Annotated in this window: 20 protein-coding genes; 7 read left to right on the top strand and 13 right to left on the bottom strand. The window is 71.2% G+C overall.

Annotation, left to right across the window (positions count from 1 at the left end; all coding sequences use genetic code 11):
- The first annotated feature begins 172 nt into the window (after positions 1–172).
- On the top strand, positions 173–4,069 hold the full coding sequence (gene hrpA / locus ACSC1Q_RS28865; RefSeq protein ID WP_436761835.1) for an ATP-dependent RNA helicase HrpA: 3,897 nt from the start codon (positions 173–175) through the stop codon (positions 4,067–4,069).
- Positions 4,070–4,078: 9 nt separating this feature from the next.
- Here the strand turns inward: hrpA and ACSC1Q_RS28860 are convergent, their stop codons facing one another.
- Positions 4,079–4,696, bottom strand: a complete 618-nt coding sequence (locus ACSC1Q_RS28860; protein ID WP_436761834.1) for a Uma2 family endonuclease — start codon at positions 4,694–4,696, stop codon at positions 4,079–4,081.
- A gap of 245 nt (positions 4,697–4,941) precedes the next feature.
- Between ACSC1Q_RS28860 and ACSC1Q_RS28855 the strand changes: the two genes are divergently transcribed.
- Positions 4,942–5,589 (top strand): HAD family hydrolase, encoded by a 648-nt coding sequence (locus tag ACSC1Q_RS28855; protein ID WP_436761833.1) that lies wholly within the window; start codon positions 4,942–4,944, stop codon positions 5,587–5,589.
- A gap of 45 nt (positions 5,590–5,634) precedes the next feature.
- On the opposite strand, the gene ACSC1Q_RS28850 is transcribed toward ACSC1Q_RS28855, so the two are convergent.
- The 11 genes from ACSC1Q_RS28850 to ACSC1Q_RS28800 form a co-directional block, all read right to left on the bottom strand.
- Positions 5,635–6,669 carry a pectate lyase family protein gene (locus tag ACSC1Q_RS28850; protein ID WP_436761832.1) on the bottom strand — a complete coding sequence of 345 codons (1,035 nt, stop codon included), beginning with the start codon at positions 6,667–6,669 and terminating at the stop codon, positions 5,635–5,637.
- A 254-nt stretch (positions 6,670–6,923) separates the two neighbouring features.
- Positions 6,924–7,967: a pectate lyase family protein gene (locus ACSC1Q_RS28845; protein WP_436761831.1), complete on the bottom strand. Its 1,044-nt coding sequence runs from the start codon at positions 7,965–7,967 to the stop codon at positions 6,924–6,926.
- An 11-nt stretch (positions 7,968–7,978) separates the two neighbouring features.
- The gene (locus tag ACSC1Q_RS28840) at positions 7,979–9,103 is read right to left on the bottom strand and encodes a pectate lyase family protein (RefSeq protein ID WP_436761830.1); all 1,125 of its coding nucleotides are present in this window, start codon (positions 9,101–9,103) and stop codon (positions 7,979–7,981) included.
- 975 nt (positions 9,104–10,078) lie between these two features.
- Positions 10,079–10,408, bottom strand: coding sequence for a DUF5709 domain-containing protein (locus tag ACSC1Q_RS28835; RefSeq protein ID WP_436761829.1), 330 nt, complete (start codon positions 10,406–10,408; stop codon positions 10,079–10,081).
- A 71-nt stretch (positions 10,409–10,479) separates the two neighbouring features.
- Entirely contained in the window at positions 10,480–10,974 is a 495-nt protein-coding gene (locus ACSC1Q_RS28830; RefSeq protein WP_436761828.1) for an NUDIX domain-containing protein, read from the bottom strand.
- A gap of 177 nt (positions 10,975–11,151) precedes the next feature.
- Positions 11,152–11,697: a GNAT family N-acetyltransferase gene (locus ACSC1Q_RS28825; protein WP_436761827.1), complete on the bottom strand. Its 546-nt coding sequence runs from the start codon at positions 11,695–11,697 to the stop codon at positions 11,152–11,154.
- A 329-nt stretch (positions 11,698–12,026) separates the two neighbouring features.
- Positions 12,027–13,487, bottom strand: a complete 1,461-nt coding sequence (locus ACSC1Q_RS28820) for a glycosyl hydrolase (protein WP_436761826.1) — start codon at positions 13,485–13,487, stop codon at positions 12,027–12,029.
- 378 nt (positions 13,488–13,865) lie between these two features.
- A complete protein-coding gene (locus ACSC1Q_RS28815) occupies positions 13,866–14,699 on the bottom strand; it encodes a helix-turn-helix transcriptional regulator (protein ID WP_436761825.1) in 834 nt (277 codons plus the stop codon).
- A gap of 42 nt (positions 14,700–14,741) precedes the next feature.
- Entirely contained in the window at positions 14,742–15,629 is an 888-nt protein-coding gene (locus ACSC1Q_RS28810; protein ID WP_436761824.1) for an SDR family oxidoreductase, read from the bottom strand.
- Positions 15,626–16,189 (bottom strand): hypothetical protein, encoded by a 564-nt coding sequence (locus ACSC1Q_RS28805; RefSeq protein WP_436761823.1) that lies wholly within the window; start codon positions 16,187–16,189, stop codon positions 15,626–15,628. Before ACSC1Q_RS28805 ends, ACSC1Q_RS28810 begins: the two co-directional genes overlap by 4 nt.
- Before the next feature lie 178 nt (positions 16,190–16,367).
- Positions 16,368–17,537, bottom strand: a complete 1,170-nt coding sequence (locus ACSC1Q_RS28800) for an alkaline phosphatase PhoX (protein WP_436761822.1) — start codon at positions 17,535–17,537, stop codon at positions 16,368–16,370.
- Between the two features lie 183 nt (positions 17,538–17,720).
- Between ACSC1Q_RS28800 and ACSC1Q_RS28795 the strand changes: the two genes are divergently transcribed.
- Positions 17,721–18,320 carry a TetR/AcrR family transcriptional regulator C-terminal domain-containing protein gene (locus ACSC1Q_RS28795; RefSeq protein WP_436761821.1) on the top strand — a complete coding sequence of 200 codons (600 nt, stop codon included), beginning with the start codon at positions 17,721–17,723 and terminating at the stop codon, positions 18,318–18,320.
- A gap of 123 nt (positions 18,321–18,443) precedes the next feature.
- Here ACSC1Q_RS28795 and ACSC1Q_RS28790 read toward each other — a convergent pair whose 3' ends face one another.
- Positions 18,444–19,241, bottom strand: a complete 798-nt coding sequence (locus ACSC1Q_RS28790; protein ID WP_436761820.1) for an alpha/beta fold hydrolase — start codon at positions 19,239–19,241, stop codon at positions 18,444–18,446.
- Positions 19,242–19,590: 349 nt separating this feature from the next.
- Here ACSC1Q_RS28790 and ACSC1Q_RS28785 point away from each other — a divergent pair, with 349 nt between their 5' ends.
- The 4 genes from ACSC1Q_RS28785 to ACSC1Q_RS28770 all read left to right on the top strand — a co-directional run bounded on the left by ACSC1Q_RS28785 (position 19,591) and on the right by ACSC1Q_RS28770 (position 22,756).
- Positions 19,591–19,752: a hypothetical protein gene (locus tag ACSC1Q_RS28785; protein WP_436761819.1), complete on the top strand. Its 162-nt coding sequence runs from the start codon at positions 19,591–19,593 to the stop codon at positions 19,750–19,752.
- 99 nt (positions 19,753–19,851) lie between these two features.
- A complete protein-coding gene (locus ACSC1Q_RS28780) occupies positions 19,852–20,298 on the top strand; it encodes an SRPBCC domain-containing protein (RefSeq protein WP_436761818.1) in 447 nt (148 codons plus the stop codon).
- A complete protein-coding gene (locus ACSC1Q_RS28775; RefSeq protein WP_436761817.1) occupies positions 20,295–20,648 on the top strand; it encodes an ArsR/SmtB family transcription factor in 354 nt (117 codons plus the stop codon). The genes ACSC1Q_RS28780 and ACSC1Q_RS28775 overlap by 4 nt, the downstream gene beginning before the upstream one ends.
- Before the next feature lie 683 nt (positions 20,649–21,331).
- Complete coding sequence (locus tag ACSC1Q_RS28770) at positions 21,332–22,756, top strand: MFS transporter (protein WP_436761816.1); 1,425 nt, start codon at positions 21,332–21,334, stop codon at positions 22,754–22,756.
- The last annotated feature ends 68 nt before the right edge of the window (positions 22,757–22,824 follow it).

The raw sequence follows: 22,824 nt of genomic DNA, 5'->3' as shown, positions 1-22,824 counted from the left end.
GGCCGGGCGCGAGCCGCCGTACGGCCGGATATTGGGATGCGGCGGAGAGGCGGCTCGGGCAGCATGGGCGGTTGGGCCTTCACACAGGGGCCTTCAGGTGTGGAGCCTCACACGCGCCTTCACGGCCGCGGGTGGGCCTGCACACGTGGGCCGAAAGTATCCTGGGTTCAGTATGGGAACGCCTCCTTTGACATCGCCCCTCTCCGACCTGCACGCGCGCCTGCCCGAGCTCACGCTGCGTGACCAGCGGCGACTCCGCCGCAGGCTCGACGGGGCCCGCAGGGTCAGAAACCGCGCCGCGCAGCAGAAGATCGCCGCGGAGATCACCTCCGACATCGAGCGGGCCGAGCGGCGGGTCGCCCAGCGCCGCGCCGGTGTCCCCGCGATCACCTATCCGGAGGCGCTGCCGGTCAGCCAGCGCAGGGACGACATCCTTGAGGCGATCCGCGACAACCAGGTCGTGATCGTCGCCGGGGAGACCGGTTCCGGCAAGACCACCCAGCTGCCGAAGATCTGCCTTGAGCTGGGCCGGGGCGTCAAGGGCCTGATCGGGCACACCCAGCCCCGCCGCATCGCCGCCCGTACGGTGGCCGAGCGCGTCGCCGAGGAGCTCGACACCCCGCTCGGCGACGCCGTGGGCTACAAGGTGCGCTTCACCGACCAGGTGAGCGACGGCACCCTCGTCAAGGTCATGACGGACGGCATCCTGCTGGCCGAGCTGCAGAACGACCGCGAACTCGACCAGTACGACACGCTGATCGTCGACGAGGCGCACGAGCGCAGCCTCAACATCGACTTCATCCTGGGCTACCTCAAGCAGTTGCTCCCGCGCCGCCCCGACCTGAAGGTGATCATCACCTCGGCGACCATCGACCCCGAGCGCTTCTCCAAGCACTTCGGCGACGCGCCGATCGTGGAGGTCTCCGGCCGGACCTACCCCGTCGAGGTGCGCTACCGGCCGATCGCCGAGGACGACGACCAGATCCAGGCGATCGGCAACGCCGTCGACGAGCTGTGCGCGGAGGGACCCGGCGACATCCTGGTCTTCCTCAGCGGCGAGCGGGAGATCCGCGACACCGCCGAGGCGCTGTCGAAACGCAAGGACGCCGAGATCCTGCCGCTGTACGCCAGGCTGTCCGCCGCCGAGCAGCACCGGGTCTTCCAGCGGCACTCCAACCGCCGGGTCGTGCTCGCCACCAACGTGGCCGAGACCTCGCTGACCGTGCCGGGCATCAAGTACGTCGTCGACCCCGGCTTCGCCAGGATCTCCCGCTACAGCCACCGCACCAAGGTCCAGCGCCTGCCCATCGAGGCGATCTCCCAGGCCTCGGCCAACCAGCGCAAGGGCCGCTGCGGCCGCGTCTCCGAGGGCGTCTGCATCCGGCTGTACGAGGAGGACGACTTCGTCACCCGGCCGGAGTTCACCGACCCGGAGATCCTCCGCACCAACCTCGCCTCGGTCATCCTGCAGATGACCTCGATCGGCCTGGGCGACATCGGGGCCTTCCCGTTCGTCGAGCCGCCCGACCAGCGCCAGGTCAGGGACGGCTACGACCTGCTGCTTGAGCTGGGCGCCTTCGACCAGGCCAGGCAGATGACCCCGCTCGGCCGCAAGCTGGCGGGGCTCCCGGTCGACCCGCGCCTGGCCCGCATGGTGCTGGAGGCCGACCACAACGGCTGCGTCCGCGAGGTCATGGTCATCGCCTCCGCCCTGTCGATCCAGGACCCGCGCGAGCGACCGGCCGACAAGCAGCAGGCCGCCGACGAGAAGCACCGCCGCTTCGCGGACAAGGAGTCCGACTTCGTCTCGTACCTGAACCTGTGGGAATACCTGCAGGAGCAGCAGAGGGAGTTGTCGTCCAGCGCGTTCCGGCGGCTGTGCAAGGCCGAGTTCCTCAACTACCTGCGCGTCCGCGAGTGGCAGGACGTCTACGGCCAGCTCCGCCAGATGTCGAAGACCCTGGGCGTCACCCTCAACGGCACCCCCGGTGACGAGCAGAGGATCCACGTCTCCCTGCTGTCCGGCCTGCTGTCCCACGTCGGCGTCAAGGACATCGACAAGAAGACCGCCGACGCCGGAGGCGGCCGTCGCCCCCCGAACGAGCCGCGCAGGCCGTTCACGGAGTATGTCGGCGCCCGCAACGCCCGGTTCGCGATCTTCCCTGGCTCCGCGCTCGCCAAGAAGCAGCCGCTCTGGGTGATGTCCGCCGAGCTGGTGGAGACCTCCCGGCTCTGGGCCCGGGTCAACGCCAAGATCGAACCCGAGTGGGTCGAGCCGCTCGCCCAGCACCTGATCAAGCGCACCTACTCCGAGCCGCACTGGGAGAAGAAACAGGGCTCGGTGATGGCCTACGAGAAGGTCACCCTGTACGGCGTCCCGATCGTGGTCCAGCGCAAGGTCAACTACGGTCGCATCGACCCCGAGCTGAGCCGGGAGCTGTTCATCCGGCACGCCCTGGTCGAGGGCGACTGGGAGACCCACCACGCCTTCTTCAGGGAGAACCGCAAGCTGCTCGAAGAGGTCGAGGAGCTGGAGGAGCGGGCCCGGCGCCGCGACATCCTCGTCGACGACGAGACGCTGTTCGACTTCTACGACCAGCGCGTCCCCGCCGACGTCGTCTCCGGGCGCCACTTCGACTCCTGGTGGAAGAAGGTCAGGGCCGACCAGCCCGACCTGCTCAGCTTCGAGAAGTCGATGCTGATCAGCGAGACGGCGGGCGACGTCAGCCGGCGCGACTACCCCGACGTGTGGCGCCAGGGCGGCCTGCGCTTCCCCCTGACGTACCAGTTCGAGCCCGGCACCGACGCCGACGGCGTCACCGCGCACATCCCGCTCGCGCTGCTCAACCAGGTCAACGTCGAGGGCTTCGACTGGCAGATCCCCGGGCTGCGCGAGGAGCTGCTCACCGCGCTCATCCGGAGCCTGCCCAAGCAGATCCGGCGCAATTTCGTCCCCGCCCCCAACTACGCGAAGAAGGCGCTGGAGCGGGCCGAGCCCACCCAGGAGCCGCTGCTCGCGGTCCTCGAACGCGAGCTGCTGAACCTGACCGGCGTCCAGGTGCCGCGCGAGGCCTGGCAGCCCGACCTGGTCCCCGACCACCTCAAGATCACCTTCCGGGTGATCGACGGCCGCAAGCAGAAGCTGGCCGAGAGCAAGGACCTGGCCGGGCTGAAACGAAGGCTCGCCCCCAAGCTCCGCCAGACCCTGTCCAAGGCCGCCGACGGCCTGGAGAAGTCCGGCCTGACGGGATGGACCGTGGGCGCGCTGCCCAAGACGTTCGAGCAGCGCAGGATGAAGGCCTACCCGGCGCTCGCCGACGAGGGCGCCACCGTGGCCGTACGGATGTTCGAGACCGAGGCCGAGCAGCGCCGGGCGATGTGGGAGGGCACCCGCAGGCTGCTGCTGCTCAACACCCCGTCACCGGCCAAGTGGGTGCTCGGCCGCCTCGGCAACCAGTCCAAGCTCGCCCTGAGCCGCAGCCCGCACGCCGGTGCCACCGCGCTGTTCGACGACTGCATCGCCTGCGCCGCCGACCATCTCATGATCGAGCACGGCGGTCCGGTCTGGGACGAATCGGCCTTCGCCGCCCTGCACGACAAGGTCCGGGCCGGGCTGTTCGACACCACCGCCGAGGTGGTCGCCAGGGTCGAGAGCATCCTCAAGGTCTGGCACACCGTCTCGACCCTGCTGCCGGAGTCGCGCTCCACCCCCGCGATCGAGGACATCCGCGACCAGGTGGCCAACCTCGTCTACCCGGGGTTCGTCACCGAGACCGGCCACAAGCGCCTGCCCGACCTGCTCCGCTATCTCAAGGGGGCCCAGCGGAGGCTGGAGAAGGTCCACGAGGACGCGTTCCGCGACGGGGAGCGGATGAACCAGGTGCACGACATCGAGGACGACTATCACGAGCTGGTCGAGAAGCTCCCCCCGGCCCGCCGCTCCGACGACGACGTCCGCCAGATCCGCTGGATGATCGAGGAGCTCAGGGTCAGCTATTTCGCCCAGACCCTCGGCACCCCGTACTCGATCTCCGACAAGCGCATCCGCAAGGCGATGGAGAAGCTCTGAGCTCAGGGACTACAGGAAGATCGAGGTGTCGAAGTCGACGGGGGAGGGGATCCGGAGCGGCTTGCCCATCTGGGTGTGGGTGGTCGTCCGGTAGGTGCCCTCCTCGGGGTCGCTGAGAACCGTGACCATCGGCGGGGAGGCGACCGGGTCGACGATCAGCATGATCGGGACACCGCAGCCCGCGTAGATCCTGGGCTTCGTGGCGCGGTCCGTCTCCATGCTCCCGGGTGAGACGATCTCCGCCACCAGGACGAGCCCCGAGGAGAGGATCTCGCGCTCGCCCCAGAGCGGCGCGTTCACGGGGACCAGGCAGTAGCCGGGGACGATGGTGTCACGTGGCCCCTCGATGCGGATGTCGACGCTTCCCGCGAAACTCTCCCAGTCGTTCTTCTCCAGGATCGGCTGCAGGGCGAAGGCGAGGCGCATGGCGATTCGGCCGTGTTGTGGAATGCCGGACGGGCTCATGATGAGGTTCCCGTCGATGATCTCGGCGCGAAGGCACAGGGTTGGGGGAAGGGACTCGAAGATCTCTCTCGGGGTCCGGGGGAGCGGCCGGTCCTCCGGAGCGGCAGGCCGGGCGGGGGGCTGGGGCGCGGTGCGCTGGGCGGATCGCTGAGACGCTGTCATCACCATCGACCTCGTATCCCTTCGTGTCCGGGCGGGCGCTCTGAGTGTCACACGCGGGCGTGCCCGCACGTGGAGCACATGCGCTGTGGTTATGGCCGGTGCGGCGTCCGGGGGTGTGCGGCTTCTCGCGGGTGCCCGATCTTCGGAGGTGTCCGTACGAGAGCGTGTGACACGTGGCGGTCCCGCCCGGGGGCGTCTCGGGCGGCCGGGCTACGATCGGGAGCCCGAACGGAAGGGGAGGCACCGTGGTCCGGGCGTTGGTGTTCGACGTGGGCGAGACGCTGATCGACGAGACGCGCATCTGGTCGCGCTGGGCCGACCGGCTGGGGGTCACCCGGTTCACCATGCTCGGCGTGCTCGGCGGCATGGCCGCGCTCGACAGGTCGTTCGAGGACGCCTTCCGGCTCCTGCGGCCCGGCTTCGACGTCGAGGCCGAGCAGGAGGCGTGGCGGCGCGACGACCCGGACGGGCTCCGCGTCAATTTCGACGCCGACGACCTCTACCCGGACGTGCGGCCCGCCCTCGCGGCGCTGCGCGACCTCGGCCACGAGCTGATCATCGCGGGCAACCAGCCGCCGCAGGCACGCGACGCGCTCGCCGCGATGGACCTGCCCGTCGACGCGATACACACCTCCGACGGCTGGGGCGTCTCCAAACCCGCGCCGGAGTTCTTCGCCAGGGTCGTCGCGGTGTCGGGACGCGAGCCCGGCGAGATCCTCTACGTGGGCGACCGGCTGGACAACGACGTGCTCCCCGCGCGGGCGGCGGGCATGCGGACCGCCCTGATCCGGCGCGGACCCTGGGGGCACCTCCACGCGGAGCGCCCCCAGGCCGCCGAGGCGGACCATGTCGTCGACGACCTGCACGCCCTGGTCGCCGCCCTCGCCCGCTGACCGTCGTACGCCGTCCCCTGTACGGGGAATGTTGTGCGGGACGGGTCAGGGAGTTCCCCACTGCGCGCCGACGCCTGCGCCGGAGCGCACCGCCGACGGGATGCCGGCGGGGGCGTCGACCGTGTACGCGTAGAAGGTGCGCGGCTCGACGACGGTGCCCGAGGTCTCGGGGGTTCCCGAGTTCACGTAGACGTTGTTGCGCTGCACCGCCCGTCCCGGGCCGCTGTCGGCGTAACCGCTCGCGGAGAAGAGCGGGTGGGGCACGTCCTGGAAGTAGTTGCCCTCCACGACCACCCCGGCGTTCTCCGTCGAGGCCACCCCGTACAGCTCGTTGCCCAGGAAGTAGTTGTTGAAGACGTGTACCGGCTCGCCGAAGCGGATGCGCGGGTGGCGCTGCCGGCTGTTGTCGAAGAAGTTGTGGTGGATCGTCACCTTGAGGTGGCCGACGTCGGTGCCCGCGGCGCCGTCGGAGTGGCTGATCAGCATGCTCTTGTCGGAGTGGTCGAAGTGGTTCCACGACACGGTGACGTAGTCGGCGCCGCGCACCACGTCGATCGAGCCGTCGACCGCGCCGGAGAAGGTGTTGTGGTCGATCCAGATGTGGTGTGACTGCTGGCCGACGTTGATCGCGTCGTCCTCGGCCTCGGTGAACCGGATGTTGCGCACGATCACGTTGTACGACCGGTAGAAGTCCAGGCCGCCGCCGGTGATGCGGCCCGAGGTGCCCACCCCGATGATGGTCTTGTTCGGCCGGACCCCCTGCTTGCTGGTGATCGCGATGGTGCCCGCCACCCGGATGACGAGCGTCTCCTTGCTGTCGATGTACTCCAGGAACGTGTCGGCGTCGGTCACGGTGACCGTCCGCCCGCCCGCGCCGCCGGTGGTGCCGTTCTGGCCGAGGGCGTTGACCGACGCGAAGCCGACCGGGGCGCCCGGCGCGGCGGCGGTCCCGGTGGCGGCGCCCGCGCCGGCCGGTGTCGCGGAGAGGACGGCGGCGGCGAGCAGGGCCGCGGAGACGGCGGCGGTGGCGCGGCGGGCCGTACCCCGCCTGGTCGCGCGATCGGCGGTGATCTGGGGCATGGTGTCTGCCTTCCTGGTGGAGAAGCCTTCGCGGGCGTCCCGGGACGGGAGTCCCGGAGGGCTTCCAGGGGGAGGTGCGGGGGGAGTTTCGAGGGTCGCGAGGAGCGTTCCGGAGGGCTTCCGGGGAGCTGCGGGGGAGTCGCGGAGGTCGCGGGGGTCGCGAGGGGCGTTCCGGAGGGCTTCGGGGGGGCGAGGGGAGGGGGCGCCGCCCGCCGGTGGGGGGAGGGCGGCGGGCGGCGCCCCCGGGAAGGGGGCTAGCAGCCGATCTTCCCGACACCGGCGCCGGCGGACACGGTCGCCGGGACGGTCGCGGGGTCGTCGACGGTGTAGGGGTAGTACGTGCGCGGCTCGACGACGGTGCCGGCCGTCTGGGGGGTGCCGGAGCCGACGTAGCGGTTGTTCCGCTCGACCACCCGGCCGGGGCCGCTCTTGTCGTAGCCCACGTAGATCGGGTGTGCGACGTTCTCGAAGTAGTTGCCCTCGACGAGCACCCCGGCGTTCTCGGTGGACGCGACGCCGTACAGCGCGTTGTCCCGGTAGTAGTTGTTGAGGACGTGGACCGGGTCGGCGAAGCGCACCCGGGGGTGGCGCTGGTCGGTGCCGTCGAAGAAGTTGTGGTGGTAGGTGACGCGCAGCTTCCCGATGTCGGCGGTGTAGCCGTCCGAGTGGCCCAGCAGCGCCGACTTGCTGTGGTGGTGGAAGTGGTTCCACGAGACCGTGACGAAGTCCGACTCCCGCTTGATGTCGAGCAGGCCGTCGTAGCCGTCCGAGAGGTCGTTGTGGTCGATCCACACGTGGTGCGCCTTGTTCGTGACGCTGATCGAGTCGTCCGACGCCCCGGTGAACCGGATGTTCCTGATGATCACGTTGTTGCCCGGCCGGGTCGTCGAGCCGAGCTGGAGCCCGCCGCCGGTGATCTCGGAGGTCGTGCCCACGCCCAGGATGCTCTTGTTCGCGACCACGGTGAGCATGCCGGACACCTGGATGCGGCCGGACACCTGGATCACGTACGGGCCGGCCCTGCCGACGTAGTCCTTCAGGGCCGCGGCCGTGGTCACGGTGACGACGGGGCCTCCGGCGCCGCCGGTGGTGCCGTTCTGGCCGAGGGCGTTGACGGTGGCGAAGCCGGTCGGCGTGCCGGCGCAGGCCGCGGCGAGCCTCCCCGCGGTGGCCGTACCCGGCAGGGGGGCCGTACCCGAGGCGGCGTCGGCGGCGCCACCCGCGCAGGCGAGCGCGGCGACCAGGAGCATCGCGGTGACGGCGGAGCGGCGGGAGCGGGGGCGGTGTTCGGTGTTCATCGTCGTCTCCATCAGATCTTCCCGACGCCGGCACCGGCGGGCACGATGGTCGGCACCGCGGAGGCCGGATCCGCGCTGTAGGAGTAGTAGGTGCGCGGCTCGGTCACGGTGCCCCGGGTCTCGATGGCGTGGTTGCAGTCGACCAGGATGTTGCCGCGCTCGACCAGGCGCCCGAGGTCCCCGCTGAACTCCACCCGTCCGGGGTTGTTGACGCTGTGGAAGTAGTTGTTCTCGACCAGGACCCCGGCGTCGTACGTGGACGCGATGCCGTAGCTGTTGTCCCGGTAGTAGTTGTTGTAGACGTGCACGACGTTCGCGAAGCGCACCCGGGGGTGCCGCTGGTCGGAGGCGTCGAAGAAGTTGTGGTGGTAGGTGACGCGCAACCGGCCGATGTCCTGCGGACCGGCGTCCTCGTCGTGGGAGAGCAGCAGCGTCTTGTCGTGGTCGTGGAACCTGTTCCAGGAGACGGTCACGTAGTCCGAGCCGCGCTTGATGTCGACCGCGCCGTCGTCCCCGTTGGAGAAGTCGTTGTGGTCGATCCAGACGTGGTGGCTGAACATCTGCACGTTGATCATGTCGTCGGTGGCGCCGGAGAACGCGATGTTGCGGATGATGATGTTGTGCACGGCGTTCGCGGGCGGCGAGGTGACGGAGTCGCTGACCGGCAGGCCGATGTTCAGCCCGCCGCCGACCAGCGCGGCGTTCGCGCCGACCCCGATGATCGTCTTGTCCGACGTGACGTTGTGCATGCCGTCGCTGGAGCCGGTGGGCAGGGTGATCCGGCCGGTGACCTGGATGACGTACGGCCCGGGGCGGGCGATGTAGTCGAGGAACTGCGCGGTCGTGGCCGCGGTGACCGTGGGGCCTCCCGCGCCGCCGGTGGTGCCGTTCTGGCCGAGGGCGTTGACGGTGGAGAAGCCGATCTGGGCGTTGACCGGATCCGCGTACCGCGCGGTTCCGGTCCCGGCCACGGCCGGGCCGATCAGGGCGGAGATCAGGAGCGTGACGGCCGTGAGGACGAGTGCCGTACGCGGGCCGGTTCCGGGGGCGGAACGCGGCGGCTTCGCGAGCTCCGGGGGCTCCGGGTTCGCGGGGAGGGGGCGTGGCGGCGGAGGGGGAGCGGATCTGGGGGACACGTGTTCTCTGCTCTCTGCGCGCGGTCGCGGTCGCGGCGGCGTGCGGTCAGGCGGCAGCGTTAGGCCGGGAGAGGAGTACGGGATGTCCGCGGTGCGCGGCTCGTCGGCGCCCCGGCCCCGGTCTCCGAAACGGATCTCCGGTACGGATTTCCGGCACGGAAACGGTGCGCGGGTCGCGTGGGGAGGCGGTGCGTTCCCACCGCGCGGCGGTCGTCGTCTCGCCGGGCCGGTCCGCCCGTGGGGTGAGGCCGCGTGGCGCGCCGTGGGAGGTGAGGCGGGAGTGGTCACCGCGCTCGGGAGAAGGGAGGGCTCGGGTCAGTGCGCGGCTATGGCATCGCCACCTTCCAGCGGGTGGGGCGCTTCCCGGCGAGGCGCTAGGAAAGCGCTTTCCAGACGGGCCCGAGTTTATGTTTCCAACAAGTTTCTGTCAATGCTCCGGGGGTGGCGCCGGAAGGTGCGGGGGCGGGGGCGGCGCACGGCGCGCGAAGGGGCTTTGGCGGGCGTGCGGAGGGTCTTCGGGAGGCGCGCGGAGGGGCCGCGAAGGGATGCGAGGGTTCTTGAAAGGTCCGTCAGGGGGCGCGGGGTTCTTGAAAGCCGCGAGGAGGCGCGGGGTTCTTGAAAGGTCCGCGAGGGGCGCGGGGGTTTCCGAAAGGTCCGCGAGGGGCGTTGCGGAGGGGAAACGTTCCGGCGTGCGGGAGGCCCGCCGGGAAGCCGTTCCGGCACGCGGGGTTTGTGACGCGGGGTTTGTGACGCGGGGTTTGTGACTCAGGGTCTGTGAGGAAGACCGTCCCGGCGCGAGGGGGGGCGGGCGACGGCCATGCCGTCGCGGGAGGACTGGGACGGGAGGTCGTTCCGGTGGGCCGGTGCGCGGCCGGGAGGCCGTTCGCCCCGGGCCTCGGCGTGCTTGTGGGGCCCGGGGCGGGCCCGGTGATTCGTGATCGGTTCGCGAGGTGCCGGGATCCCCGGAGGGGGTTCTCAGGTCTCGCGATACTCGATGTCGGGCTCGATGTGGACGGCGCGCTCCTCGGCGGACAGATCGCCGTCGTCGAGGCCCACCTCCGACGCGTACTCCTCGGAGGTCTCGTCGGGGCTCAGTCCCTCGTCCGGCGCCACCAGACGGGTCCCGTCGCGCGGGACCCGCTCGCGGTCCGGCGCCTCGCGCCGGAGACGCTCGTCGAGGGTGTCCTGGTGCTCGTCGTCGTGTTCGACGATCTCGTGGTTGAGACCGAGGTCGTCGGTCCACTCCTCGACCTCGATCGCCTGCTCGTCGCTCAGACCCTCGCGGTCTGGGGGTGTTTCGGTCATACCGCGGCCCTACCCGTTTTATCGTCTTAAATCCCCAGGTCAGATCTCCGTGGAGCCCGTGACCGGGGTTCTCAGCCGTCGGCGCCCGGGAGATCGCCCGGCAGGTAGACGGTGGACTGGTTCTCGCGGGCCAGGCGCCCGGCGGCGAGGCGGGGCGCGATGTGCGCCGGGAGGAGGGGGGTGGCGGTGTCCCAGGGCAGGAACGCCACCTCGTCCAGCTCCTCGGCCTGCAACCGGATGCGGGCGGGATCCTCCAGGACACCGCCGTCGAACATGAAGTTGATCAGCCCGCGAGGGCGGTCCCGCGCCGGTGGCGTCCAGTGGACCACGAGCAGCTCGCCCGCCTTGACGGATATGCCGAGTTCCTCGACCACCTCGCGCATGGCGCCGTCGTGGGGTGCCTCGCCCTCCTCGACGATCCCGCCGGGGAAGTTCCAGCCGGGCCGATAGTTGGGCTTGACCAGCAGGACACGGTCCTCCGCGTCGGTGAGCAGCATGCAGGCCGAGACGAACACGCTGGGCAGGGTGGCGTACCAGGCGACGGGGTCGGGATAGGGCTCGCTCATCCCCGTCACGCTACCTCCGCGACGGGCCGGTCACGGGTGAACCCGCCGATCCGTCCGCCGCCGGGGACCGCTAGGGACCGTAAGAGGGCGCGAGAAGACGTGGAGGGCGTGCGGGAAGGCACTAGGGCGTACGGGAGAAGTTCTTTCCGCCGGGCGCGGCCGGGCGCGGCCTCTCGCTCAGCCGAGTTTCTTGACCAGGAGTTCCATTTCCAGGTCGTCCCGGTTCGGCATGCCGACGGTCTCGTCGTCGTAGGGGAAGGGGATCATCTCGCCGGTGCGGGTGTAGCCTCGGCGCTCGTACCAGGCCAGGAGCTCCTCGCGCGCCGAGATCACCGTCATGTGCATCTCGCCCACGCCCCAGGTGTCGCGGGCGAAACGCTCGGCCTCGGCGAGGACCGCCTTGCCGAAGCCGCCGCCCTGCAGGGTGGGGCGTACGGCGAACATCCCGAAGTACGCGTATCCGCCCCGGTGCTCCACCTGGCAGCAGGCGACGATCTCGTCTCCCGCCTCCATGACGATCATGTGGCTTTCCGGCTTCTCCAGCTCGGCGGTGACGTTCCCGGCGTTCGTCCGCTGCCCGCTCAGCAGGTCCGCCTCGGTCGTCCATCCGGCGCGGCTCGACTCCCCCCGGTACGCCGAGTCGACCAGGAGGACCAGGGCGGGCACGTCCGCGACGGTGGCCACACGGAAGGTCGGCCGCGCGGTCCGGGAGGGGCTGTTCATGCGGATGATCCTCTCAGCAGATGGTGAGACGTGGGTGACCGCCGAGTCGCCCGATCTCGCGAATCATACCTAAATAGGCTTTTTGCCCTGATTCTTCGTGCCGAGAGTCCTTCGTATCGAGTCGTCCTGCGGGACCACGACGCCGACGGTGGCACCGGCCGGGCGCTTGATCGGTGTGGTCCGCGGGGAGATGTTCGGCGGCGTGCCCGCGCTCGCCGGGACCCGGATCGGCGGGCGAGAAGGGGCCGGCCCGCGCGAGACAGGACTCGCGCGGGCCGGACCGCGGGGAGGCCGTGGACCCATGCCCGGGTCCTTGGCGACGATCTAGATCACTCGGCGGCCTGGAAGGCGCGGCCCGCCGGGGTGGCGACGCCGTTGCTCCGGAACAGGCCGCTGTTGGGCTCGGTGTCCGAGGAGGGCAGGCCGAACCAGGCGTAGCGCTGGACGTACGGCAGGGAGGCCAGCATCTTGGTGGACGCGGTGACGAAGGCGGCCTGCTGCGCGTCCGTGGGGAAGCGGACGCCGTTCGAGAAGTCGATCAGGGCGTACTCGGTGAGCCAGATCGGCTTGCGGTAGCGCTCGTACACGGCCTGGATGTACGACTTGAGCTGGCCGGTCGCCGCGTCGGCGCGGAAGTCGCCGCCGTACCAGTGCAGGGTGATGAAGTCGACGCGCTGGTTCTTCTGGGCCGCCCCGGTCATGAACCGGTCCAGCCAGCCGCCCGCGCGGTCACCGCCCCAGGCGACGGCCGGGCTGCCGACCTTCAGGCCGGTCGCGGTGAGCCTCGGCCACAGCGACAGCGCCTGCTCCACGCTCATGTTGGACTGCTCGGCGAAGTCCGGCTCGTTGAAACCGAGCAGGTAGGGAGAACCGGAGTTCTTCGCCTGGGTGAGGTTCTGGTCGGTGACGCTGGCGGCTCCCCAGATCATCGGGACGAACTCCGTCCCCTTCGGGGTGGTGACGCCGTTGTGGTTCGTGGACCACGTGTAGTACCAGTTCGCGCCGGAGGCTTCGAGGGCCGCGCTGACGTTGGGCGCCTGCCACACGCCCACGCCCTTCTTGCCGGAGGTGCCCGTGGGGGGAACCTCGGGGACCGGCGTGGTCGGGGTCTTGCTGGGAGTGGCGCTCGGGCTGGAACTCGGGGTGGAGCTCGGCGTCGGCTTGGTCGGGGTGGCGCTGGGGGTGGGGCTCGGCGTGCGGCTCGGGCTCGAACTCGGCGTCGGCCTGGTGGGGGTGGGGGTGGCGCTGGGCACGGGGGTGGCCGAACCCTTGCCGAAGACCTGGAACTCCCAGAGCGAGACGCCGTACTGGCTGGACCGCTTGGTGGCGTGGAGCCGGACGTACCGGCCGGTGGCCGACACGTTGAGGGTCTGCGTGCCGCCCTTGCCCGCGGTCGTGCTGTGGATCGTCTTCCACTGGCCGCCGCCGGAGGACGTCTGGATCCGGAACGCGGTGGCGTAGGCGCGCTCCCAGTTCAGCACGATCTTGTCGATCGCGGTGGATTTGCCCAGGTCCACCTGCAGCCACTGGGGGTCGCTGAACTTGCTGGACCAGCGGGTGCCGCTGTCGCCGTCGACCGCGGCCGCGGCGGACAGGTCGCCTCGCTCGGCCGAGGAGGCGACGGCCGCCCGGCCCTGTGACAGGGGGGCGTCGGCCGCGCCCGCGGGGAGGGCGCCGTGCACCGCGGAGGCGCCCATGACGGCCACCAGCGCGCTGACGAGCGCGGCGCGGCGTACGCGACGACCAGCCGTGCGACCTGCTGCGATACCACGCGGAACAGTCTCACTCATATGGATGGGGTCCTTCGTACGGGAGTGGGGATCGGACGTTGTCGGCGTATCGGGAGGCGCGCCGGATGGGCCGGACCGCGGATTTCCTGTCGGTCGTGTCCGGTGCCGGACGTGCTCGCTCCTGTACAGGAGACGGGCGGGCGGGCCGGGGACAACAGAAATCCTGAAAAAGGGCTCCGTGGATTTTCACCGCCGCCGCCGCCGCCACCGCCGCCGCCGCCGCCGCCGCCACCGCCGCCGCCACCGCCGCCGCCGCTGTCACCACCGCCGCCGCCACCGCCACTGACTCGCTCACGTGGCGTCAGGTCGCGTCGCTCGATTTGATGCTGCTCGGCCGCGCTTCGTGCCGCGCTCTGAACAGTCCCGGCGGAGGCGGGCTCAGACCCGCAGGTCGCCGGCGGCCGGGAGCAACTGGAGCTTCTCGTGGCTCTCGCTGCCCGGTACGGCGGTGAAGACCAGCAGCAGCTGGGACTGGTCGGGATCGACCAGGGTCTGGCAGTGCAGCTCCAGCAGGCAGAGCCGCGGGTGCAGGACGCGCTTCGTCCCGCAGAACGGGCCCAGGACGGGGTGCTCGTGCCAGAGCCCGGCGAACTCCGGGCTCGCCGCCAGCAGCGCGTCGGCCAGCGCGGCCGCGCGCGAACCCTTGCCTCCCCGGGTGTACGCGTCGCGCAGGCTGGCCGTGAAGAGGCGGTCGTGCGTCGGATGGTCCTCCTCGGGATAGATCAGCCGCGAGGTCGGGTCGGTGAACCAGCGGTAGTGCGCGCTGCGCGCCATCCCGGTGTGGACGCTCTCGTCGCCCATCAGCGCCACCGCGAGCCGGGTCTGCCTGAGCGTCTCGCCGAGGTGGCTCATCACCTGCGCCGGGGTGTCCTCCAGCCGGTCGAAGACGCGCATCATCCCGGGGTTGATGTGGTCGCCGCGAAAGACCCGCCTCGGGGTGGCGTGGCCCGCGAGGCGGAACAGGTGGTCGCGTTCCTCAAGGGAGAGGTGCAGTCCCCGGGCTATCGCGGCGAGCATCTGCTCGGACGGGTTGGGCCCGCGCCGCTGCTCGATCCGGCTGTAGTAGTCGGCGGACATGCCGCACAGCGCGGCGACCTCCTCGCGCCGCAGCCCGCCGGTGCGCCGTCGCCGCCCGCGAGGCAGCCCGACGTCCTCGGGTTGCAGCGCCTCCCGGCGGGTGCGCAGGAACTCGGCCAGCTCGGCCCTGTCCATGTGGTGAGTCTCCCCTTTCCGGGAACGGCCGCCGTGAAGACCTCAGGCGGCGGCGAATTCGATCCTGGCGAGCCGCTCGGAGACGTCCCAGAGCCGGGTAGCGGCGGCCTCGTCACGGGCGGGCCCGTAGACGGCCAGCTCGGTCGGGCCCCCGGTGAACTGGCCGAAGCCGTCGGGTCCGTAGAAGCGGCCTCCCCGGGCCCGGGGGTCGGTGGCCGCGTACAGGGCGGGGAGCGCCCCTCTGTCGGCGGTCTGCACGAACAGGCCAACGCGGGAGAGCCGCGTCATGATCGCCTCAAGGGGCGAGGGGCGCTCGCGTCCCAGGTTGGGACCGGACGCGTAGAGGTTCGTCAGGGTGGTGCCGGGGTGCGCGACGTTGCTGAGGACGCCCCAGCCGCCGGCCCGGCCGCGCCGGTCGAGTTCGAGGCCGAACATCAGGTTGGCCAGCTTCGACAGCCCGTACGAACGGATCGGGGAGTACTTCCGCTCGCTCTGCAGGTCGTCCCAGTCGATCCTGGTGGCGCGGGCGGCGCTGCTCGACATGGTGGTGACACGGGCCCGGCCGGCGCGCAGCAGCGGCAGGATCCCGCCGACCAGCGCGACGTGGCCGATGTGGTTCGTGCCGAACTGCAGCTCCAGGCCGTCGGCCGTGGTGTGCCGGGTGGCCGGTGACATGACGCCCGCGTTGTTGATCAGGATGTCGATCGGCCGGCCCTCGGCGTTCAGCTTCTCCGCGAGCGCCGCCACGGAGTCCAGCGAGGCCAGGTCGAGCTCGCGGAGGGAGACCAGGGCTCCGGGAGCCGCCGCGCGGACACGTGCGACGGCCGCCTCGCCCTTGACGGGGTTGCGGACCGGCAGCACGAGCTCGGCGCCCGCCCGGGCCAGGCGTACGGCCAGGCCGAGGCCGACACCGTCACTCGCACCGGTCACCACGGCGAGTCCCCGCTGTTCGAGGAGGACGTCTCCCGGGGTGCCACCCTCATCCCGGGGCTGGGTTTCAGCGCGGGCAACGCCGTGGGGTTCACCGCCGGGCACGCCATCTGGAGCATCGGCGTCCCGATCGCCCTCGTCGAGACCCTGGTGCCCCGCCGCGCCACCACTCCCTGGCTGGGCGGGTTCGGGCTGGCCGTCACCTGCGTGGTGTTCGTCCTCGGCTCTCTCGTCCTCTTCAGCGGCACACGCGACGAGAGCGGATTCCTGGCGTCGCCGCCGCAGCGGATCGGCGCCGCCGTCGTGGTCGTGCTCCTGGTCGTCGCCGCGTTCCTCGCCGGACGGCGTCCCGGCCCGGTGACGGACGGGACGCCGCCGCGACCCTTGGTGGTGGGTACGGCGGGATTCGTCGCGTCCGCGGGGTTCTTCCTCCGCCCCGAGGACTGGTGGGGGGTCGCCGCGGGCGTCGTGCTGCTCGCCGGGGCGGCGGTCGTGATCAGCCGGTGGTCGCGGCGCGACGGCTGGGGCGCCGCGCACCGGCTCGCGCTGGCGGGTGGCACGCTGCTGACCTACGCGTTCGGCGGTTTCCTGCTGCTCATGCTGCACGGCACCGCGAACACCGCCAACCTGGCCGGCCAGGTGATCCTCGTCCTCGGCGCGCTCGCCCTCTTCCTCGTGGCCCGCCGGACCGTACGCGGGGCGTCCGGCGGGGCGGGCACCGGGTACCGCTCAGGGAAGTCAGGGCTGGGCGCGGAAGGGGCCGGTCACCTCGTAGGTGATGCCGCCGCTGCCGGTCGACGATCCGGAGGTGCCGCGCTGGGAGGAGAAGTACAGGCGCGAGCCGTCCGGCGAGAAGGCGGGGCCGGTGACCTCGGAGGAGGACTGGCCGAGGATCCGCAGGAACGGCGCCACGACACCGTCGGAGGTGATGACGTTGATCTCCAGGTTGCCGCCGTCCTCCGCGACGAACAGGTCGCGGCTGTTGGGCGCCCCGGTGATGTTGTCCACGCCGGTCAGCGGGGCGACACCCCCGGTCACCAGCGAGTCGTCGTAGGCCAGGTCGAGGGTGGAGGCGGCGGTGTCGTACGCCCAGACCCGGTTGTCGCCCTTGGTGGTGAAGTAGCAGACGCCGCGGTCGTACCAGCAGCCCTCGCCGCCGTCGAAGTGCTTGGCCGCGCCGACCTGGCGTCGCGTCGCGGTGGGGAAGCCGTCGCGGTCGGGGATGTCCTGCCAGGTCGCCGGGCCGGTGACCTGGTCGGCCGGGGCGCAGAGCACCTGGAGCCTCCCGGTGCGCAGGTCGCCCCAGGTGTCGGGGATGAAGCGGTAGAAACAGCCGTCGCTCTCGTCCTCGGTGAGGTAGACGGCCTGCCGTACGGGGTCGCAGGCGGCGGCCTCGTGCTTGAAGCGGCCCATCCGGGTGCGCTCCTCGCCGGAGCGCCCGCCCGCGGGCCAGGTCTCGAAGACCCGGCCGAGCGCGATCTCCTCGCACGACAGCCAGGTGCCCCACGGGGTCGCGCCACCGGCGCAGTTGAGGTTGGTGCCGGACAGGATGCGGTACGCCGAGGTGATGGAGCCGTCGGCGGCGAAGCGGATCGCGGATGCCCCTCCGGCGAGCGGGATCTCGGAGTTGGACACGTAGATCCAGCCTGTGCCGTCGGGGAAGCACGCCCCGCCGTCCGGCGCCCAGTGCCAGGTGTGCCCGGCGACCCGCTGCCCGGAGCGGGCGATCACCCGGCTGGTGAACCCCTGCGGGAGCTGGATGCCGTTCGCGTCCGCGGCGAGAAGGTCGCCGTACGGGCTGGGGCCCGGCTGGGCGACGGCGCCGAGGGCCTGCCCCCACAGCGCTCCGGAGAACGCCGCGCCTCCGCCTCCGATGACAGCCGCGCGTAGCACGGTTCGACGATCCATCATTGCCTCCGAGTCGGCCGGTAGGTGGTCATCAGCCGGAACGTAAATCGCCCAGGCGACCTTGGCCACCCCCCGGGGTGAACACGGGGTGATCTTCTGGAGCCCGGCTCGTGCGGAACCGCGGTCCGAGCGCTTCCGGCCACGTGAAGTTATCGTCGATAACGGGACGTGGGGAGGTAGTGGATGCGACACACGCGCGCCACGGTGATGCGGACGGCGCTGCGGCTGCTCGACGAGGTGGGGCTCGACGGGCTGACCACCAGGCGGCTCGCGCAGGAGCTCGACGTGCAGTCACCGGCCCTGTACCGCCACTTCGGCAGCAAGCGGGAACTGCTCGACCACATGGCCGCGGCCATGGTCGAGGACGCGTTCGCGCACCTGGCCCGCCCGGGACCGGGCCAGGACTGGTCCGGCTGGCTCGCCGAGCGGGGGCGGGCGCTGCGCCGGAGCCTGCTGGCCCGCCGCGACGGTGCCCGGCTGCACATCGGGAGCCGGCCCGTCGGGAACCAGGTCGCGATCTCCAACTCCGTGGTCGAGGTGCTCGGCGAGGCGGGCTTCCCTCCGGCGGACGCCCGGCGGGCCGTCCTGGTCATCAGCCGCTACACCGTCGGGTGGGCCGTCGAGGAGCAGGCGAACGCCGACCGCCCGGCACCGGGGGAGTCCCGCGAGGCCGCCGACGCCGACTTCGAGTACGGGCTGAGCGCGATCCTGGCCGGTCTCCGCGCGAACCTGGCCGATGTCCGCGCGAGCCCGGACGGCGACGACCTCGTGCGCGGACGATGACGCGTCGTACCGCCCGGCCACGACACCCTCGGACGTGCCGCCGGACGGCTAGCCCTCCCGTGCCGCCGGACGGCTAGTCCTCCCGTGCCGCCGGACGGCTAGTCCTCCCGTGCCGCCGGTCGGCTAGCCGTCGAGGAATCCGCCGACCGCCTCGGCGAAGGCCTCCGGAGCGGTGACCCAGGGGTAGTGGGCCCCGGGCAGCACGACGCTGGTCCCGCGAGGGAAGATCCCGGCCAGCTCGGCCGCGTGCGCGGGCAACGGTCCTGGATCCCGCTCTCCCGCGATCACCAGGACCGGCGCGGTGACCTTCGCCAGGCCCGCCCGGGTCTTCTCGGCGGCGGGCATGTCGGTGTGGAAGCGCTCCGCCGCCTCGGCCGAACGTTCGGCGAACTGTGCGGCGTGCGCTTCGGCGGTCTCGTTCCAGGGACTGTAGAAGAACGGCTGAGCCCCCGGGCGCCGGCTCTCGTCGCCCTCGTCCCACGCCTTGAGGTCCGGCAGTCTGCTCTCGTACCAGCTCTCGTCGGCTCGGCGCTCGATCTGGGCGCACCACTGCTCGTCGGTTATCTCGATCCCCGCCGGACGCACGCTCGGTGTGACCAGCACCAGGTGCCCTATCCGTTCGGGGTGCCGGGCCGCGTACAGCAACGCCAGCCCTCCGGCCGCCGAATGCCCGAGCAGGTCCATCCGCTCCAGCCCCAGGCGCGCACGCAGCGCCTCGACATCCGCGACCATGCGGCCCATCGCGTACGTGTCCGGATCGAGTGGCGCCGCGGATTCGCCGGTCCCCCGGTTGTCCAGCAGGAAGAGCCGGCGCCGGGCCGTCAGACCGCCGAGATCTCCCAGGTAGCGCGAGGACCGCCCCGGCCCGCCCGGCAGGCAGACCAGCGCCGGCCCTTCTCCCCGCTCATGACAGACGAGCACGGTCCCGTCATACGAAGCAAAACTGACCATTCCTCCATCCTCGCATCGCGGCCCCAGGAGCCGTCACGCCACGATCCCGATCTCCGGCCCAGAGCCGATCGGGTGACCACCTGCGCGCCTCGCCACCATCGCGGACCAACTCTCAAGGCCCGCTGACGCGCTCCGCCGCCCCGGGGTCCGCTTCCGGCCGTTCTCCCGATACCGAGTGGTCACGCCGTGAGCCATCCGGCGCCGACGCACTCCGAATCATCCGTCGCTTTCTCCGAGACAGACGAGATCGGAGTGGAGCCGGTACGCGGCGCTGTCGGCGCTCCGCCAGCTGCCGAACCCCCGGGCGGTCACGCCGACGGTGGCCGCCTCTCCGCCCGGCAGGGAGGACCCGGCCGGTGACCGGTTCGGCTGCCGGTACGAGGCCTATCTCACCGACCCGCGCTCAGGGCGGATGAAGACCCGCTGGCGCGTCGAGCTCGCCATCCGCCTGGCCGACGGACCTTCCCGAGGCGATTCGTGATCTTGTCGGTCGATCAATGCGCAACTCCAGGGTTGCTCCTGAAGGGTTGATGTGCAACTCTAGGGTTGCATCGAATGGCGACGACGAAGGAGTCTCCGCATGAGCGAGGATCGGATCGAACGCGAAACCCTGATCGCGGCATCCCCGGAGCGGGTCTGGTCGCTGGTTGCCCAGCCCGGGTTCTGGGTGGCCGACAAGGCGAGCCTGCCCGGCACCGAGGCCAGGGAAGGCGAGTCGATGGTGGCGAAGAACGCGGAGCACGGCGACTTCCCGGTGCGCGTGGAGAGGGTCGAGCCGCCGACGTACCTGGCGTACCGCTGGGCCAGCGCGTTCCCCGGAGAGGAGTTGCGCGAGGACAACAGCACCCTCGTGGAGTTCACACTGACCCCGGAGGGCGGCAAGACGCGGCTTCGCGTCGTCGAGAGCGGGTTCGCGGCGCTGGCCGGGTCCGAGGAACTGCGCGGCCAGGCGCTGAAGAACAACACCGACGGCTGGCCCCTGGAGCTCGACGCGCTCAAGACGCGTGTCGAGCAGCCCTCCGGGTGACGGACGAGCGTCGCGGCCCCGTCGAGCCGGTCGACAGCGTCCTCGTCGCGCTGGCCGACCCGACCCGGCGCCTGCTGCTCGATCTGCTCGCCGAGCGAGGCGAGGCCACCGCGACGACGCTCGCCGAAGGACTCCCCGTCTCGCGGCAGGCGGTGGTCAAGCACCTCGCCGTCCTGGACACCGCCGGGCTGGTCTCCGGCGGCCGGGTCGGACGCGAGGTGCGGTACGCGGTGCGGCCCGCGGCCCTGGACGCGACGGGGCGATGGATGACCGCGCTCGCGGCCGACTGGGACAGGCGGCTGGCGAACATCAAGCGCGTCGCCGAGGAGGCGGAGCGGGATTCGCGCTAGCACTCCGGCCGGGGTTCGGCGTCTTCCCCGGCCGGAACACCTTCTCGCGTGCGTAACGGGCTGACGGCTCGTCGGCCGGCAGGGGTCGTTCCCCATCCGGTCACGCCCCATCCGATCGCGCCCCGCCCGGCTGGGCGCGTCGAGCCCGCCACGAGAACGCGTACCGGCGCGAGGTCGGAGGTCATAGGGAGGGGAGCCGGAGTCGCCGCCGTCGCGGCTGGATGAGCCATCGGGGGCATCGAGGCGCGGCGGCGGACGCGGGACCGGACTCCGGAGCGCACTTCGGACCGGACTCCGGACTGGACTCCGGAGCGAACTTCGGGCCGGATTTCGGGCCGGGTGTGGGCCGCCCGGTCCGGTCGACAGGAAGAACACACGGGAAGAACACGCGGCCCCGCCGGGCCGTCGATCGGCCGTGCCGCACCGGCCGCGCCAGAACAGTCGTGCCGCATCGGCGGTGCCGCGACAGTCGTGCCGCATCGCCCGGGCCATGCCATGTGAGCCGCGGCGGCAGCTGCCCCGGCGTCGACGGGATTCGAATGAGATCCGCTGAGATCCGCTGAGATCCGCGACGACCCACGGAAACAGGAATACGTCGTCAGGTGGTTCGGCCGTCGGCGGGCGGCGTGCTGATCGTTGACGACTTCGGGCTTTTGAGGAATTCGAGGAATAGGAATCGTCTCTTGACCACCTACACGACCGCGCCCCCGCGTTTCAGCGGCAGGCAGCGGCTGATCCTGCTCGTTCTGCTCGGTGCCGGGTTCATGATGTCCGTCGACTTCTCGATCCTGAACGTCGCGCTGCCGGAGGTCGGCGCGGGCGTCGGGCTGGGACTGACCGGCCTCCCCTGGATCACCTCCGCGTACGCGCTGCCCGCGGCCGGTTTCACGCTTCTCTTCGGCCGGCTGGCGGACCTGTTCGGCCGCCGCAGGCTGTTCCTGTCCGGTGTGGTCCTGCTGACCGGGGCCTCGATGCTCGGTGGCTTCGCGTTCACCCCCGAGATGCTCCTGACCGCCCGGGTGCTGCAGGGCTTCGCCACCGCCATGGCGATCCCCGCGGCGTTGTCACTGCTCACCACCACTTTCACGGAAGGCGCGACGCGCGACCGCGTCCTCGGTCTCAACGGCGCGCTGCTCTCCGGCGGCTTCACCATCGGCGCCCTGGTCGGCGGCACCCTCGTCAGCCTGCTGAGCTGGCGGGCCGCGTTCTTCATCAACGTCCCGGTCGCCCTGGTCATCCTGCTGCTCACCCCATTCCTGATCGGCGAGAGCCGTCTGCCCGACCGGGTTAGGCCGGACCTGCCCGGAGCGGTGAGCGTGACCGGCGGCCTGCTGGCCGTGATCTACGCGGTCATCGAGAAGAACGTCCCCTCGGCCGTCGTCGGCGCGCTGCTGCTGGCCGCGTTCTGGATGATCGAGCTGCGCTCGCCGGCCCCGCTCGTTCCGGTGCGCATCCTCAAGCGGCCCACGGTGAAGTGGGGTAACTACGCGGGATTCGTGGTCTTCACCATGGAGACCGCCATGATCTTCTTGATGACGCTCTACCTGCAGAAGGTCCTGGGCTTCTCTCCGCTGACCACCGGTCTGATCTTCGGCATCCCCGGGCTGGCGTCCGTGGCCGCGGGAGTGATCGCCGGGCGCTTCATCGGGCGCTTCGGCAGCCGCCGGGTTCTGGCCGCGGGCCTGTCCGTGCAGGGCCTGGCGACCCTGCCGCTGGTGTTCCTCGGCACCGACCCGATGGCGCTCGCGGTCGTGGTCCCCGCGCTGTTCATCGGGTTCTTCGGGCACGTGACCTGCATCGTGGCGTACACGGTGACTGGGACCTCGGGCCTGCCGGACGAGGAGCAGGGCCTGGCCACGGGCCTGACCTCGATGACCCAGCAGGTGGCCCTGACCGTCGGTATCCCGATCCTGGGCTCGGTCGCCGCGACGCGGAGCGTGGAGCTGGACGGCATCCACCTCGGGTTGAGCGTGAACGTGGCCGTGACCCTCGTCAGCGTGGTCCTCATCTGGTTCGGGCTGCGCCCGCGCGGCGAGCGCGGCGAGGCGGCGGTGACCGTACCGGTGCCGAAGGAGGCCGGGAGGGAACCGGCCGCGTCCTCGGACTGAGGCGGCGCGCCGGACCCGTCGCCGTCCGATGTGCGTCGGTGGGACAGCCCGGTGGCGAGGCGATCACC

Origin of the sequence: Streptosporangium heterodermiicola, from assembly GCF_051390675.1 — a bacterium.
Classification (GTDB): domain Bacteria; phylum Actinomycetota; class Actinomycetes; order Streptosporangiales; family Streptosporangiaceae; genus Streptosporangium.
Note: the sequence above shows the minus strand (reverse complement) of the source record. Positions and strands in the feature narration are given on the sequence as shown.

What these genes read in the sequence shown, in the direction of transcription:
- ACSC1Q_RS28845 (WP_436761831.1), bottom strand. Translation starts at nt 7,967, where the DNA reads ATGAACACCGAACACCGCCCCCGCTCCCGCCGCTCCGCCGTCACCGCG.
- ACSC1Q_RS28835 (WP_436761829.1), bottom strand. Translation starts at nt 10,408, where the DNA reads ATGACCGAAACACCCCCAGACCGCGAGGGTCTGAGCGACGAGCAGGCG.
- ACSC1Q_RS28860 (WP_436761834.1), bottom strand. Translation starts at nt 4,696, where the DNA reads ATGACAGCGTCTCAGCGATCCGCCCAGCGCACCGCGCCCCAGCCCCCC.
- ACSC1Q_RS28830 (WP_436761828.1), bottom strand. Translation starts at nt 10,974, where the DNA reads ATGAGCGAGCCCTATCCCGACCCCGTCGCCTGGTACGCCACCCTGCCC.
- hrpA (WP_436761835.1), top strand. Translation starts at nt 173, where the DNA reads ATGGGAACGCCTCCTTTGACATCGCCCCTCTCCGACCTGCACGCGCGC.
- ACSC1Q_RS28820 (WP_436761826.1), bottom strand. Translation starts at nt 13,487, where the DNA reads ATGAGTGAGACTGTTCCGCGTGGTATCGCAGCAGGTCGCACGGCTGGT.
- ACSC1Q_RS28795 (WP_436761821.1), top strand. Translation starts at nt 17,721, where the DNA reads ATGCGACACACGCGCGCCACGGTGATGCGGACGGCGCTGCGGCTGCTC.
- ACSC1Q_RS28825 (WP_436761827.1), bottom strand. Translation starts at nt 11,697, where the DNA reads ATGAACAGCCCCTCCCGGACCGCGCGGCCGACCTTCCGTGTGGCCACC.
- ACSC1Q_RS28850 (WP_436761832.1), bottom strand. Translation starts at nt 6,669, where the DNA reads ATGCCCCAGATCACCGCCGATCGCGCGACCAGGCGGGGTACGGCCCGC.
- ACSC1Q_RS28800 (WP_436761822.1), bottom strand. Translation starts at nt 17,537, where the DNA reads ATGGATCGTCGAACCGTGCTACGCGCGGCTGTCATCGGAGGCGGAGGC.
- ACSC1Q_RS28815 (WP_436761825.1), bottom strand. Translation starts at nt 14,699, where the DNA reads ATGGACAGGGCCGAGCTGGCCGAGTTCCTGCGCACCCGCCGGGAGGCG.
- ACSC1Q_RS28780 (WP_436761818.1), top strand. Translation starts at nt 19,852, where the DNA reads ATGAGCGAGGATCGGATCGAACGCGAAACCCTGATCGCGGCATCCCCG.